The sequence below is a fragment of the Streptococcus sp. 9903 genome (assembly GCF_013276625.1).
Classification (GTDB): domain Bacteria; phylum Bacillota; class Bacilli; order Lactobacillales; family Streptococcaceae; genus Streptococcus.
The window spans coordinates 127,146-141,603 of the sequence record NZ_VMLI01000001.1; the positions used below are offsets into that span (position 1 = coordinate 127,146).

A 14,458-nucleotide genomic window follows, 5' to 3' on the forward strand; every position below is an offset into this window, starting at 1 on the left:
ACCAGGTGTTTTTGTTATAAGTTTTCTTTAAGATAGATATATTACTCTAGAAAGGTAAAGGAGGGAATTCCCTATGAGAAAGAAACTCTTTCTGACCAGTGCTGCGGTTTTGTGGGCAGTAACAGCTATGAATAGCGCCCATGCAGCAACAGATGTTCAAAAAGTCATCGATGAAACCTATGATCAACCTGAATATGTCCTAGGTTCATCATTGTCTGAAGACCAAAAAAATCAAACTCTAAAAAAACTAGGCTACAATGCCTCAACAGATACTAAAGAACTCAAGACTATGACGCCTGATGTCTATTCTAAGATTATGAATGTTGCCAATGACTCTAGCTTACAATTGTATTCATCAGCCAAGATTCAAAAGCTAGGTGACAAGTCGCCACTTGAGGTCAAGATTGAAACACCAGAAAACATCACTAAGGTGACGCAGGATATGTACCGCAATGCGGCCGTAACTTTAGGTGTGGAACATGCCAAAATTACTGTAGCAGCACCCATTCCAGTTACAGGTGAAAGTGCCTTAGCCGGGATTTACTATTCGCTAGAGGCTAATGGAGCCAAGGTGCCACAAGCTAATAAAGATTTGGCTCAAGAAGAGTTGAAGGCTTTATCAGCTATCAATGCTGAAAATAAGGACAAAACTGGATATGATGCTAATAAATTAAACGTTGCACTAGCTGATATCAAGTCAGGACTAGCCAAAGCAAAAGAATCTAAGGGAACTCTGACAGAGGAAGATGTTCTTAAAATTGTTGAGGATACCTTGAAAAATTACAAACTTGATCAGGTTATAACAGGAAACCAAATCAATATCATCATCAATTTTGCCTTGAATCTATCAAAAAGTGATATTCTTAGTAATACAGACTTCACTAAAACTCTAAATGACCTTAAACAAAGTATTGTTTCACAAGCTGGCGACAGTTTTAAAAATATCAACCTTAACTTTGATGCTGATAAGGCGATAGAGGACGGCGGGAACTTTTTAAGCTCCCTCTGGCAAGCCATTGTCAACTTCTTCAAGAGTTTTGGTTCTTAAGAAATTTCATGGTATAATAGATGGTAACCGTAACGTTGCCGTCTTTTTTGTCGGCCAATAGAAAGAGAAGAGAATGTTAAAGAAAAATGATATTGTAGAAGTTGAAATTGTTGACTTGACCCATGAAGGTGCAGGAGTGGCCAAGGTGGATGGTTTGGTCTTTTTTGTAGAGAATGCTTTACCGAGTGAAAAAATTCTCATGCGAGTTCTCAAGGTCAATAAAAAGATTGGTTTTGGGAAAGTGGAAGAATACCTAGTCCAGTCGCCACACCGTAATCAAGATCTAGATTTGGCTTATCTGCGTTCAGGAATTGCTGATTTAGGTCATCTTGCCTATCCAGAACAGCTCAAGTTTAAAACCAAGCAAGTCAAGGACAGTCTTTACAAGATTGCTGGAATTGCTGATGTAGAGGTTGCTGAAACTTTAGGTATGGAAAATCCAGTCAAGTACCGTAACAAGGCACAGGTCCCTGTCCGTAGAGTGAATGGTATCTTGGAAACAGGATTTTTCCGTAAGAATTCCCACGACCTCATGCCTTTGGAAGATTTCTTTATCCAAGATTCCGTGATTGACGAGCTAGTAGTAACTCTACGCGACTTGCTCCGTCGTTATGATTTAAAACCTTATGATGAAAAGGAGCAGTCTGGCTTAATTAGGAATCTTGTGGTGCGTCGCGGACACTATTCAGGACAAATCATGGTTATTTTGGTAACAACTCGTCCTAAAGTTTTCCGTGTAGAGCAATTGATTGAACAACTAATCAAGCAGTTCCCAGAGATTGTGTCTGTCATGCAAAATATCAATGATCAGAATACCAATGCAATTTTTGGTAAGGAATGGCGCACCCTTTATGGACAAGACTTTATCACTGACCAGATGTTGGGAAATGACTACCAAATCGCTGGTCCAGCCTTTTACCAGGTTAATACTGAAATGGCTGAAAAACTTTACCAAACAGCCATTGACTTTGCTGAATTAAAAGAAGATGATGTGGTCATTGATGCCTATTCTGGTATTGGGACGATTGGCCTCTCTGTTGCGAAACATGTTAAAGAAGTTTATGGTGTTGAGGTAATTCCAGAAGCGGTTGAGAATAGTAAGAAGAATGCCCAACTGAACAATATTTCAAACGCCCACTATGTCTGTGACACAGCTGAAAATGCTATGAAAAATTGGCTCAAAGAAGGTATTCAACCAACCATTATCTTGGTTGATCCTCCACGCAAGGGCCTAACCGAAAGCTTTATCAAGGCAAGTAGCCAAACAGGAGCAGACCGCATTGCCTATATCTCCTGTAATGTTGCAACCATGTCGCGTGATATCAAACTCTACCAAGAATTGGGATATGAGTTGAAGAAAGTCCAGCCAGTGGATCTTTTTCCACAAACGCATCACGTGGAGTGTGTAGCTTTGCTTGTAAAAACCTAGAAACCTTTGAATGAAAGGGATAACGAAAAGCCTTGATTGCAAGGCTTTTTGTATTGGCGTGGGGAAGTCTCAGAGTGAGAAAATTTTTGGAATGAATAGAAGTGATAGCTAGAAATTATCAGTTTCTATTTCCATTTACCCTGTGGGTACGTGTTTGTTTCCATTGACAAGGAGATTGTGGGAATAGAAACGTCCCCACCTTACATATCTCCAGAATGGGCGATTGAAATTGAGACAATTTAATAGAGATAAGCTCTTGTTATGTTTCTTTTAAGTCAATTAACTAACAATACTCAAAGTATGCTCAAAAATATGATATAATCTAGGACATAAGGCAATACTGTTTTAAAGTATTTTCTCTTAACCATGTCTCGTTAGACAAATCTGATTCGTCTGGTTTTCTAATAGATTTTAATGCTGACTTGGTTTTATAGCCATTATGCTCTCCATTATTTTAGTGTAGAACACTTTGGTTATTAGTTTTTTGTTACATTGTAAGCAAATCAATAGAGATAGAAAAAGGAATTATATGTTTAGTTATGAGGTTGTAGCAAGTTTTAACGACTTAGAAAATGCTATTTATACAACTATTTTAGAAAATGAAAATATATCCTCTATGACAATCAAGGAATTGGCCCAACTTGCACATGTATCAGTTGGAACCGTACAACGATTTTGCAAGCATCTAGGATTTGATGGATATAGCCATTTTAAGATTGCTTATAAAGAATATTTAAAAAATGAGCAAATTATTTTAAACAATCAAGACAATCATTCTTTGAAGCTATTCATTGATTATACTGAGCAAGATACTTTTTTGCAGCTGATTATGGAGGCTGTGGCAATCTTAAAGAAAGTTGAACAGATTGTTTTTGTCGGAATTGATTCCTCTGGAACTTTAGGTCGATATGGAGCGCGCTATTTTTCAAATATTGGCAAATTTAGTATGTGTATTGAAGATCCTTGGCAACCAGTGCTACAAAACAGTATGGAAAAAACTTGTGTCATTGCCTTATCCGAATCTGGTGAGACTTCTCAAACATTGAAAATTGTACAAAAATTAAAGGAAAAAGGTTGTCTAGTTATTGCCATCACAAATACATTGGAATCAACATTGTCAAGGCTATCTGATTGCTCCATAACCTATCATGTTCCTCAATTATTTTTAAATGGGTTTAATATTACGACGCAGGTACCTGTTATTCTCATTATTGAAATGTTAATGAAACAACTATATACTACAAAAGCATAAGGGTGTCTATGAATTTATTTGATTATCATAAAGTAAAAGGGCTAAATAATAGTGAATTAAGCGTGTATAATTTTATATTGCAACATAGAGATAAAGTTGCTACGATGACTATCAGAGAGCTATCGACATCTATAAATCTATCGACAACAACCATCATTCGTTTTGCGAAAAAGATGGGATTTGATAGCTACAATGATTTAAAATATGCCTTGTCAAGGTCGGAAGATAAGGAAAATAAACATCGTCACTACTTTCCTATTGATATTCCAGCAATACAATTTTTACAGACTAGTGTCCAAGATGAAGCTTTAAAAAAACAACTATCAGAGATAGCAGACTTGATCGTTCAAGCCAAACAAGTTATCTTTTTAGGGATGGGTACTAGTCTAAGTTTGGCAGAATATGGCTCATATCTTTTTTCTGGAATCGGTATTCTTAGCTTTGCTATTACTAACCCATTTTATTCTCTGAAATTGCATCATTCTAATTTGGAGGATGTTTTGGTTATTGCTCTAAGTGTCAGCGGTGAGACAGAAGAAGTTCTAACTCTGGTACAGGGATTCAAAGAAAGAAATGCTAAGATTGTTAGTCTGACAAATACAGATATTTCCACTTTATCACAGCTATCGGATATAAATTTATCCTACTTTATGCCAGTTGCCTACGCAGATTCCTCGCTACGTTCCACTAATTTGACCACTCAGATTCCAGTTGTCTATTTTTTAGAATCCTTACGTTACCAAGTTTATTTAAAAAAATAGGAGTGAAAACTCTTGTTTTTTTTATGTAACAAATATTGTTCGACTGTACATTTATTTTCTATCTCAATATCTATTGTCAGCAGATACAGTATGTTATAAAATAGACTTGTTCATAGCGCTAGTACAAAATACAGAAAGGATTGGTAAAATGGCAAAAATACCAGAAGGCTTTTTATGGGGTGGGGCAGTTGCTGCTCACCAAATTGAAGGAGGATATGATAAAGGTGGAAAAGGCATTTCGATAGCCGATGTAATGACGGTTGGAAGTGCTAGCCACTCTCGACAGATTACTGATGGCGTCTTACCTGACGAATATTATCCGAATCATGATGCAATAGATTTTTACAGAACCTATAAGGACGATATACAATTATTCGCTGAGATGGGATTTAAGTGTTTTCGAACTTCGATTGCCTGGACTCGTATCTTCCCAAATGGAGATGAAGAAGAACCTAACGAAGAAGGGTTGAAATTTTATGATGATTTATTTGATCAGCTGCTAGCTCGTCAAATTGAACCGGTCATCACACTCAGTCACTTTGAAATGCCCTATCATCTAGTTACTAAGTATGGTGCTTGGCGTAATCGCAAGTTGATTGATTTCTTTGTTCGTTTTGCGGAAGTCGTCATGGAACGATATAAGGACAAAGTTAAGTATTGGATGACCTTTAACGAGATCAATAATCAAGGTGCAATTAATGTTCCTTGGTGCTCATGGACTAATTCTGGTGTCATTTATCAAGAAGATGAAAATCCAGTTGAGGTACTACAGCAGGTTATCCATTATCAGTCAGTGGCTTCTGCAAAAGTTGTACAATTGGGTCGGAAAATCAATAAAAATTTCAAAATTGGTTGTATGCTGGCAATGGTACCATTTTACCCGAATACATGTGATACAAAAGATATACTTGCTAGCCAGAAGGCAATGGAGCATCGTTTATTTCACTATGGAGATCTTCATGTTTTTGGAGAGCGTCCTTACTATATCGAGGCCTTTTGTCGAAAAAATAATATCAAACTGGATATTTTACCAGAAGATCTAGAAACTCTAAAAGAAGGTTGTGTAGATTATATTGGCTTGAGTTACTATATGAGTGATACAGTGACTGCTACAGCATCTGAGGAAACAGAAGAACTTTTCAAAGATGTTTACACTAAGAAAAATCCCTATATTGAATCAAGCGATTGGGGTTGGCAGATAGACCCTGAGGGATTACGCTATAGCTTAAATCTTTTATACGATCGCTATCACTGTCCGCTGTTTATAGTTGAAAATGGATTCGGTGCTTATGATAAGGTAGAGCCTGATGGAATCCATGATTCTTACCGCATTGATTACCTCAAACAACACATTGAACAAATGATGTTAGCGATTGAAGAAGATGGCGTAAATGTCATTGGTTATACCCCTTGGGGCTGTATCGATATTGTTAGTGCTGGTACAGGTGAAATGGAGAAGCGTTATGGCTTTATCTATGTCGATAAGAATAATAATGGCGAAGGAACTTTGCAACGAATGAAGAAAGATTCCTTTACATGGTATCAAAAAGTGATTGCATCAAATGGAAACGAATTATAAGGAGTAATTAAAATGAATATTGGATTGTTTTGTGCAGCAGGTATGTCAACAAGTATTTTGGTTGAGCGTATGAAAGAAGCGGCTCAGAAAAAAGGGAAAGATGCAACAATTGCAGCTTATTCCATCAGTGAATTGGAACAAAGAGTTGGAGATATTGATGTGGCTCTATTAGGCCCACAGGTTGGTTTCCAACTTGAAAAAGCAAAAGAAATTTGTGCTTCTCACAATGTTCCTGTAGAAGTGATTGCAATGGCTGATTATGGTACTGCAAACGGTATGGCAGTTCTTAAACAAGCTTACATGATGAAAAAATAAGGAGAAGATGATGAAGGATAAACTGATTAAAAAGTTTGTTGATAGGATGATGGCCTTTGTCAATACCAAAGGTGTAACAGCGATAAAAGATGGTATTGTTTTCTCTATGCCATTGTTGATTGTTGGCTCCATCTTTCTTATCTTGGCCAATCTTCCAGTTCCAGCTCTAGCAACGATGTTAGAAACTAGTGGTATTACCCCTGTTCTCAATCAAGCAATTGGTGCAACCTTTAATATCAGTGCGATTGTAACAGTCATTGGGATTGCGTATACCTATGCTAAGCTAGAAAAACAGGAGCCGCTTGGGGCAGGTGTCATTGCCCTAGCAGTTTTCTTGCTAATCCAGCCCTCCAGTTTGATTTCTAAAAATGGGGATGTAGTTGGTAACATTATTCTGAAGGATTGGACTTCCGGGAAAGGGATGATTGGTGCCATTATCGTTGGTTTGATTGTAGGAGCAAGCTATTCTTGGTTTTTGAAGAAAAATATCAAAATCAAAATGCCAGATGGCGTACCAACTGGTGTAGCCAACGCATTTTCAGCCTTGATTCCTGCTACTGTTATTATCACAGCGGCAACGATCTTTGTCGGACTTGTTGAACAATTGTTTAAGGTCACAACGATTGAAGTGATTTATAATCTTATTCAAACACCAATGCAAGGCTTGACTGACTCATTGTTTGGTGCGGTGCTTATGTGTTTCCTTGTACCATTCTTATGGATGTTTGGGGTTCACGGCTCAACTGTAGTTGGTGGCATCATGAGTGGCTTGCTACAGGCGAATGCTTTGGAAAACCAAGCCATTTTAGATAAGGGCCTAGAATTAAATCTAGCCAATGGCGGTCATATTGTGACGATTCAATTTTTTGATCAATTTATCAATGTTACAGGTGCCGGGATTACGATTGGTTTGGTAGTTTACATGGTTGCATTTGCAAAATCAAAACAACTAAAAATTCTTGGACGTCTTGAAATGGTTCCAGCCATCTTTAATATCAATGAGCCGGTGCTCTTTGGTTTGCCGATTGTAATGAATCCAGTTTTAGCAACTCCCTTTATATTAACGCCTATTTTATCTTGTATCATCCAGTATTCAGCGATTTATTTTGGACTGACACCTATGTATGGTGCCGTTCAAGTTCCGTGGACTTGTCCTCCAATTATTTCAGGATTTATCATCGGTGGTTGGAAAACAGCCTTGTTGCAAACACTTATTTTGGTTATGTCTTTCTTTGTTTATTATCCGTTTATTAAACAGATGGATAAACAAGCTTTACAAGCTGTAATACAAGAAACAAGCGATTTAGAAGATGAAGATTGGTAAGAGAGGTATTAAAATGGACGAAAAAGTACTCGAAGTGTGTTTTCAAATTATCACCTATGTAGGAACAGCAAAATCTATGTACATCAATGCTATTCAATTGGCTAAGCAGGGTGAATTCGAGCAGGCTAAAGATAGAATTAAACAAGGCGAAGAAGCATTTGTACAGGGACACAATGCTCACCACTCACTTTTGACAAAAGAAATGAATGGGGAATTAAGCGAAACAGGTCTACTTCTGATGCATGCTGAGGATCAGTTAATGAGTGCAGAAGGTTTTCGAACGATTGCTGAGGAATTTATAGCAGTCTATAAACGCTTTGAGGAAGGTAAATAGAGCAAGTTATGAAAGTAAAAAATCAAGCAATGTTAATTACCTATTCAGACAGTCTTGGAAAAAATCTGAAAGACTTGAAGTAGGTCTTAGAAGGCCCTTTGAAAGATGTGGTCGGTGGTGTCCACATTCTTCCCTTCTTTCCATCGTCAGGCGACCGCGGGTTTGCACCCATGAACTATACCAAGGTTGATGAGGCTTTTGGAGATTGGAGCGATATTGAGGCACTCAGTCAAGACTACTACCTCATGTTTGATTTCATGATTAACCATATCTCAGCCAAGTCGCCTTTTTCCTTGATTTCCTAGAAAAGAAAGATGAGTCTGCCTATGCGGATTTGTTTATCCGCTACAAAAACTTTTGGCCAAACAGTGGGCCGACTCAGGAAGATGTAGACCTGATTTACAAACGGAAGCCACGTGCTCCCTATCGCATTACCAAGTTTGCTGATGGTAGTGAGGAAAAAGTTTGGTGTACCTTTGATGAGCAACAGATCGACCTCGATGTGACAACAGAAACAACTCGTCGCTTTATTCAGGAAAATCTGGAACAGCTGGCGGACCACGGAGCTTCCATTATTCACTTGGACGCCTTTGCCTACGCCAATAATAAAATCGGCACCAACTGTTTCTTTGTTGAGCCAGATATTTGGGAAATGCTTCATTTTCCGCGTCAGCTATTGGCACCAAAAGGAGTGGAAATTCTTCCAGAAATTCATGAACATTACACCATTCAGCAAAAAATCGCTGAGCAAGACTACTATGTCTATGACTTTGCCCTTCCGATGCTGGTTCTTCATGCTCTTTATTCAGGTAATGTCAACCGTCTTGTTCACTGGATGGAAATCTGCCCTCGCAAGCAATTTACAACCTTGGACACGGAGTGGTCGATGTCAAGGACTTGCTGACAGATGAGGAAACAGAGGTGACAAGAGAAGCCCTCTATTCCCAAGGAGCAAATGTCAAAACGATTTACAGCTCAGAGGACTACAACAATTTGGATATTTATAAGATAAATTATACCTACTATTCAGTTTTAGGAAATGATGGCCAAGCCTATCTCTTGGCACGTGTGCTTCAATGTTTTGCACAAGGTATTCCGCAGATTTACTACGTTGGCTTGTTGGCAGGAGAAAATGATATCGAATTGCTCGAATCAACCAAAGAAGGCCACAACATCAACCGTCACTATTATGATTTGGAAGAAATTGAGCGAGAAGTTCAACGCCCAGTTGTGCAGTCCTTGTTCAATCTGCTCAAATTCCGTAATAGCAGCGCAGCATTTGATGGAGAGTTTACTGTTGACATGGAAGACGCTAATACTATTCACATCAGTTGGACCAATACCGATGCCAATACAGTGGCAGAATTAAGAGCTAATCTGAAAGATAAATCATTTTAAATTACAGAGAAAATAGATAGTGAAAGAACATCGATTTATCTATAATAGAATACAAAAGAGTGGTGGAAACGTTTGATTTCCTCACTCTTTTTGTGGCTCTAGTTAGTAACAAAATAGTACTTAAACGTAAACTATGAATTATATTCTGTTGTGACGATAATTGTTCGAGAATATTTGTAATAAAAAAACAGGAACAGTCAATTAAACTGCTCCTATTTTTGTGATAAAATATAGGTAGTTTAAAATCGACAGCAACTAAGAAGCAGTAAAAAAATATTATACGTAGAATAATCAAGATTAGGAAGATAAAATGACAGAAATTGACAAAAAGAATTTAAAAAATTATCTTTATTGTACATTTGGAATTACTTATATAGCTTGGGGGCTTCTTACCATATTTACTCAATCTCATATTTTGGGATTAGAAACATTTATAGGGAGAATGTTACATATAGTAGGTGCACTTGGTCCAGCTATTGCAAGTGGTTTTTATTTGAAAAGTAATAATATAAAATTTAAACATTTTGTATTTAATAAAAGAAAAAATAGTAGTATTTATTTCATTATTCATTTGTTAGCAATTTTGATACTATTTTCTGTATCTTCCTTAGAATTAAATGGAGTATCAATTTATCTGATGCCATTATTCTTTATACAACTAATTTTTTTTGGTGGTGGACATGAAGAATTAGGATGGAGAGGAATATTACAGCCATTACTTGATAAAAAATATACTTATTGGCAATCTAATTTGATTGTAGGATCAATTTGGGGAATATGGCATCTGCCTTTATGGTTTATAGTTGGAGAAAGTCATCAAGGATTTCCTTTTATTTTATTTTTTATATATACATTATTTTTAAGTTTTGTTTTAGGGCTTCTTTATCGTCAAACGAAATCTGTGGGGTACTGTCTATTATTTCATGCATTCGCAAATTTGTTAAATCTCTATTTTGTGTTAAAAATTAATCTTATTTTTATTATCATATTTATTACTTATTTAATTTATACAATATTGGCGAGTAATAGGATTAGTAAGGAAACAACATTTTAAAATTTAGATCAGTATATCCATTATTGAAGGTAACAATCGGTCTATCTAGATAATCGATGTTAAAGAATTTTCTGTTGTAATTTCAAGTGGAATGATGAATGTCGTTTCTTTTGGAACTGGCGAAAATCTTTCCGTTCCACAGTATCATTTTAAAATGATTTTCATTGCCTTTTGTTTATTAGTATAAAAGAAAAATATTACCACATGTTGAGTGTGTAAGTTTGTTAGTGAAACAAAGTTAATCCCCAAAAGGTTCACTGAACCTTTTGAGTCTGCCAATGGGATAGCTGTCGTAGAGTAAGAAGTTTACGACGAAACGATAGGGTAACAGCGAACCGCCGAGTATGTAGCCTTGAAATGATGTTTTAAGAAGGTGGAAAAAAGGATTTGCTATATCCTAAGGGTAACTAATCAGTATTATATTCTGAAAAATCAATCTACGGATAATTTATATGAGGTTATAAATGATTATATTAGAGTTATATCAAAATAATTATTCTAAAGATTTAGTCGCATTTGATTCCATAGAAGATGGGAAAGCCTTTGTAGTTCAAATCCCGGGATACACTCTGGAAACAGAAGATGGTTTTGAAGTGGAGTATTTTAATCCTAAAAACATACCGGATTATATGGAAATTATTTTTAACGGAAATATTGTTCCTTTATCTAAATTTATGTTCGATCCTGAGGAAAATGTAGACATTATTTGGAAAGAGATTTCAAATTTATCCCTCAAAAACGATAGAGTAATCGAAGGATATTCAAAAATCGATGCATATGTCGTTAACAACCATGAAGTTAAAGTCTATGTCGAAACAAGAGAAACGAACTATCGTAAAGCAAAAGACTTCTTAGAAAGCCGTGGATATGATATCGACAGAAGCTTTTTCGGAAGTGAAGACGGAGAAGCGATTCTCTACAGAAAAAAAGGTGCCGAAGATTGGCATTTCTTATCACATTTAGACTCAATGTTTGTAGAGATTGAAGATGTAGAAGGATATGTTAAAGAAGAGGTGGGAGAGATTCAATAGTCAAGCAAAGTTCCTTGTGAGTATGTACCTTTGCTAGTAAAAGCGTCAAAACGTTGTAACGAAGGGGGTTAAGAAAATCCTTGAGTGTAAGCCTTCTTCTTGTTTAGAGGGAAAGTATTAGAGTAGCCGCTCATAATTTATACTAGATTTGATAACTTATTTGAGATAGATTTTATTTCTATAAATACTGTGAAAATTTTTTAATACTAAAGATTTAAAGTTACTGTGTTAAAAATCCTCTCCACTTTTAAACTAATGTATTATAAAAGCCAGTTGACACAAGTGTTACACCTATGATAGAATTAACTAGAGGTGAAGAAAATGGCAACCGATAAAAATAGAATAATGATTAGCTTGGATGATAAAAATCTAGAGAAACTTGAAAATTTAGTAGAAGATGCTAGAGATAGAAGAGGAATGCGACTAACAAAGTCCCAGGTTATAGAATTACTCCTAAATACTGTTGATTATTTCGATGATATTATGGGAGCTATTTACTCAAAAAAATAAGAGCAAAATTGCTATTATTTTTTTACAAACAGGTGCAACACTAGTGAAGCAGGAGTGATGAAATGGTTGTTTATATTAGACAAAGCAAACTACCAAGTGAAGTTTCAATTAATAAATACAATGCTCAAGTAGGTGCCTACTTACAAGGAGAAGAAATTATTTTATATCAATCTTTTTCTGAAATAGAACAGTTAACAAGTGAAGATATAGTTGTAGATTATATAATGGAGACTAGAGCATTGCTAAAAATGATGGGGTTAAATGTTCCGGTTTATGACTATCCTATTGAGCTTAAAGAGTTTTATGGTCGAAAGATTTATGCAGGTGTTTTAGGAGAGATTGTAAATATACCTGATAATTGGGGAAAATTTATTAAGCCTAAAGCTGGTTCAAAAGTATTTACTGGAAGAGTTGTTAATGGAACCCATGATTTAATAGGTATTGGTCTACCTTTCGACTATCCTATATGGATTAGTGAGGTTGTAGAATTCATAGCAGAATGGCGCTGTTTTGTTTTAGATGGTCGCGTGTTAGATGTTCGGCCCTATACAGGTGATTATCATACACAATTTGATCCTAGTGTAATTGATGAAGCCATATCATGTTGGAAAGATGCGCCAATAGCTTATGGACTAGATATCGGTGTTACTAGTGATGGCAGGACACTTGTTGTTGAAGTAAATGATGGTTATGCATTGGGAAATTATGGACTATCTCCTTTAAAGTCAATCAATTTTCATAAAGCTAGATGGAAAGAAATGGTAAAACCTTATTTTGAAAGAAACGATATTTTTACTATGCCTAAAAATGAAAATATAAGTTTCTAAAAGGAACAGAAGTAAATCTGTGTAACTGTAACTAGTAAATCACTGTTTTTTATTAGTGTTTGGCAAAAGAATTTTTTAGTTATCAGACATGCGTACGCGGGAATTATTTTTAAAAATCGGAAAATTACTAAAAAATGTTGATATTGTTTCTTCTTTATGATATATTTGCATTATTAAAAAAAAAGAAGATGAATATTATTTTTAAAAAATCAAAAATAATGATTTAACTTTGAAGAAACTTGATAAAGTAATTTTGTTAATCCAAAAAGCAAATTTGATTGTTAATAAGGTTGTTTTAGATAAAGATTATATGAGGTTTTCTGAATCTGAATATATTTCAGCGATTTTAAAAGCCTTAAATATTAAAATTATCACTGTAAGTGATAGTAAAGTAAAAATAAGAATGGAATAAATCATGCTACTAAACAAACTAGAACTAAACAAAAATGTCATGCTTGGTATTGTTATTGGTGTCATAACATTAATATTTTTACAGGTGCTTATTCCAAACATCACAACCCCAAAAGTGGAAATCGTTGAAAAAGTCGAATACACTAGTTTTCCTTCTAAAGAACATTATAAGATAGACAATCTCGATGATGACGTCATTATCGGAAAATATAGCTCTTTTGGTCGCGACTATTTCATAGTTTACAACAAAGCTAAAAACAAAGGTGAAAGCCGTCTTATTGAAAAATATAATGCTTGGGAAGAAAAAGAACTCGGAGACAAATTTGAAAAAGGGGATGAAGAAAGATGAGAGAAATGAGATTATTAGTTTATTCGACTTTTGCCTTCATGCTTTATTTCATGTTAGCTCCCAGTTTTGTCACTATGATGTACCCATCGCAAGAGACAAAAACTGTGACTGTTGAAAAAATAGATAAACATATCTATTATTTCGAACCGGAAGATCATATAGTTACAAGTAAATTTTATAATGACGACGGTTATTTCTTAGTGGTTTATAGCGAAAAATCAAAAGACTTCAACATCAAAAAGGTTGAGGAAGACGTTTGGCGAAGAGTAGATATCGGTAAATCTGATTATTATGATAAATATGATTATTACTAAAGGTTGCGCTACGCGCAACCGATTTTTTTGTAGTTCAATTATTGAGATGAGGAAAAGAAATGCTCAAATCAGATTTGATAAACATTATAACTAAGATAGACAAAGATGATATAAATTAATGTTTTATTTGACAGGTAACTTCTTTTTTTATTAAAATAATTGTAAGTAAAAAAGAAGTTGCTATTTTGGGGTAAATTCAAAAATAAAATCTTGATTTGATGTCATTTCTTTCCTTTCCTTCCCGCAGGCGAGGGAGTTGACCCCTTTTGTTGATGGTTTGTCTCTCTTTAAATAATAAAAAAGTAGAACACTAAAAGTGATCTACTTTTTTATTATTTATCAATATTTTTAGTTTTGATAAATCTTCTATTGAGTCCTCTGTAAACCATGAGTAGAGAATATTAAATGTTGGACAACTATAGCTGACCAATTTAGATGAATTATATTTAAGGCTACCTATTTCTTTTTTATTTCAGTAAAGTCAAATTTTGTTGTTTTTGCTTTTGTAATTAGAAATGCTAA

At 35.3% G+C, this 14,458-nt stretch carries 15 protein-coding genes and 1 pseudogene; all 16 read left to right on the forward strand.

The window, feature by feature from the left end; translation table 11 throughout:
* Positions 1-73: 73 nt before the first annotated feature.
* Positions 74-1,048 carry a DUF1002 domain-containing protein gene (locus HT696_RS00645; protein WP_173282812.1) on the forward strand — a complete coding sequence of 325 codons (975 nt, stop codon included), beginning with the start codon at positions 74-76 and terminating at the stop codon, positions 1,046-1,048.
* A 73-nt stretch (positions 1,049-1,121) separates the two neighbouring features.
* Positions 1,122-2,477, forward strand: coding sequence for a 23S rRNA (uracil(1939)-C(5))-methyltransferase RlmD (gene rlmD, locus HT696_RS00650; protein ID WP_173282813.1), 1,356 nt, complete (start codon positions 1,122-1,124; stop codon positions 2,475-2,477).
* Positions 2,478-3,006: 529 nt separating this feature from the next.
* Positions 3,007-3,729 carry a MurR/RpiR family transcriptional regulator gene (locus HT696_RS00655; RefSeq protein ID WP_173282814.1) on the forward strand — a complete coding sequence of 241 codons (723 nt, stop codon included), beginning with the start codon at positions 3,007-3,009 and terminating at the stop codon, positions 3,727-3,729.
* Positions 3,730-3,737: 8 nt separating this feature from the next.
* Positions 3,738-4,490: a MurR/RpiR family transcriptional regulator gene (locus tag HT696_RS00660; protein ID WP_173282815.1), complete on the forward strand. Its 753-nt coding sequence runs from the start codon at positions 3,738-3,740 to the stop codon at positions 4,488-4,490.
* A gap of 148 nt (positions 4,491-4,638) precedes the next feature.
* Positions 4,639-6,069 carry a 6-phospho-beta-glucosidase gene (locus HT696_RS00665; protein ID WP_173282816.1) on the forward strand — a complete coding sequence of 477 codons (1,431 nt, stop codon included), beginning with the start codon at positions 4,639-4,641 and terminating at the stop codon, positions 6,067-6,069.
* Between the two features lie 12 nt (positions 6,070-6,081).
* Positions 6,082-6,384: a PTS sugar transporter subunit IIB gene (locus tag HT696_RS00670; RefSeq protein ID WP_001020606.1), complete on the forward strand. Its 303-nt coding sequence runs from the start codon at positions 6,082-6,084 to the stop codon at positions 6,382-6,384.
* 10 nt (positions 6,385-6,394) lie between these two features.
* Positions 6,395-7,708, forward strand: coding sequence for a PTS sugar transporter subunit IIC (locus HT696_RS00675; protein ID WP_049518650.1), 1,314 nt, complete (start codon positions 6,395-6,397; stop codon positions 7,706-7,708).
* Between the two features lie 13 nt (positions 7,709-7,721).
* Positions 7,722-8,042: a PTS lactose/cellobiose transporter subunit IIA gene (locus HT696_RS00680; protein WP_049518651.1), complete on the forward strand. Its 321-nt coding sequence runs from the start codon at positions 7,722-7,724 to the stop codon at positions 8,040-8,042.
* 8 nt (positions 8,043-8,050) lie between these two features.
* Positions 8,051-9,440: pseudogene (gene gtfA, locus HT696_RS00685) on the forward strand (sucrose phosphorylase).
* Between the two features lie 310 nt (positions 9,441-9,750).
* The gene (locus HT696_RS00690; RefSeq protein WP_173282817.1) at positions 9,751-10,494 is read left to right on the forward strand and encodes a CPBP family intramembrane glutamic endopeptidase; all 744 of its coding nucleotides are present in this window, start codon (positions 9,751-9,753) and stop codon (positions 10,492-10,494) included.
* 464 nt (positions 10,495-10,958) lie between these two features.
* A complete protein-coding gene (locus tag HT696_RS00695; protein WP_173282818.1) occupies positions 10,959-11,525 on the forward strand; it encodes a hypothetical protein in 567 nt (188 codons plus the stop codon).
* 321 nt (positions 11,526-11,846) lie between these two features.
* Entirely contained in the window at positions 11,847-12,035 is a 189-nt protein-coding gene (locus HT696_RS00700; protein ID WP_000179769.1) for a hypothetical protein, read from the forward strand.
* Between the two features lie 62 nt (positions 12,036-12,097).
* Positions 12,098-12,862: an ATP-grasp domain-containing protein gene (locus tag HT696_RS00705; protein WP_173282819.1), complete on the forward strand. Its 765-nt coding sequence runs from the start codon at positions 12,098-12,100 to the stop codon at positions 12,860-12,862.
* A gap of 229 nt (positions 12,863-13,091) precedes the next feature.
* Positions 13,092-13,274, forward strand: a complete 183-nt coding sequence (locus HT696_RS00710; RefSeq protein WP_173282820.1) for a hypothetical protein — start codon at positions 13,092-13,094, stop codon at positions 13,272-13,274.
* Between the two features lie 3 nt (positions 13,275-13,277).
* The gene (locus HT696_RS00715; protein WP_173282821.1) at positions 13,278-13,622 is read left to right on the forward strand and encodes a hypothetical protein; all 345 of its coding nucleotides are present in this window, start codon (positions 13,278-13,280) and stop codon (positions 13,620-13,622) included.
* On the forward strand, positions 13,619-13,936 hold the full coding sequence (locus tag HT696_RS00720; protein WP_173282822.1) for a hypothetical protein: 318 nt from the start codon (positions 13,619-13,621) through the stop codon (positions 13,934-13,936). Before HT696_RS00715 ends, HT696_RS00720 begins: the two co-directional genes overlap by 4 nt.
* The last annotated feature ends 522 nt before the right edge of the window (positions 13,937-14,458 follow it).